This window comes from Pseudomonas sp. A25(2017) (assembly GCF_002001065.1).
GTDB classification, from domain to species: Bacteria; Pseudomonadota; Gammaproteobacteria; order Pseudomonadales; family Pseudomonadaceae; genus Aquipseudomonas; species Aquipseudomonas kilonensis.
The window spans coordinates 1-885 of sequence record NZ_MUOA01000139.1 but is presented as its reverse complement, the minus strand read 5'-3'; the positions used below and the strand labels follow the sequence as shown (position 1 = coordinate 885).

The window sequence follows — 885 nt, the reverse complement described above, 5'->3', positions numbered from 1 at the left end:
ACCCCACCCCCGCCTCGGTCACAATGAACCGCGGCCGGGTCGGGTCGTCGGCCAGTTTCTGGCGCAGGTGACCGACCACGATCCGCAGGTAGTGACTGTCTTCGGTGTGGGTCGGTCCCCAGATGTCCTTGAGCAGTTGCTGCTGGGTGATGACCCGCCCCGGGTGGCGCGCCAGTTGCGCCAGTACGGCGTACTCCTTGCGGGTCAGGGCCACTTCGCTGCCGTCCAGCAGCACCCGTCGATAGGCCAGGTCCACCGTCAGCGGGCCGAACTTCAGCGCGGCTTCCTGTGGCTCGCCCGCCGGGGCCTGGCGCAACAAGGCGCGGATGCGGGCAAGGAACTCCTGGATGCCAAACGGCTTGGTCACATAATCGTTGGCACCGTTGTCCAGCGCCTCGACCTTCTGCGCTTCGCTGGCCCGTACCGAGAGCACCAGCACCGGCACCGCCGACCATTGGCGAAACTCGCGCAACACTTGTTGACCGTCCATGTCTGGCAGGCCCAGGTCGAGCACCAGCAGATCGGGTTTGTTCAGCGCAGCCTGGGCAAGGCCTTCAGCGCCGGTGCCGGCTTCCAGCACCTTGTAGCCTTGGGAACTCAGGCTGATGCGCAGGAATTTGCGGATCTGCGGCTCGTCATCGATGACCAAAAGGGTCGCGGTCTGGCTCATGGGGTTCGTTCGTTGCACTCAGGTGGGAAGGCAAGCAGATAGGACAAGAGTAACTCAGCGCCGCTCAAGCTTCATCGTCCATGCCCGGTTGTGCCTGCAAGGGCAGGTGCAACGTGATGCAGGTGCCGCGCCCGTCGAGACCATCGGCCACGCTGATGCGCCCGCCATGGGCACCGACCATGCCCTGGCAGATCGCCAATCCCAACCCCGTGCCC

At 65.1% G+C, this 885-nt stretch carries 2 protein-coding genes; both read right to left on the bottom strand.

Features of this window, described 5'->3' with window-relative positions:
* Positions 1–670: response regulator (locus B0E42_RS29380; RefSeq protein WP_077508806.1), on the bottom strand; the 670-nt coding region annotated here is incomplete at its 3' end.
* A gap of 64 nt (positions 671–734) precedes the next feature.
* Positions 735–885: ATP-binding protein (locus tag B0E42_RS29375; protein WP_139353251.1), on the bottom strand; the 151-nt coding region annotated here is incomplete at its 5' end.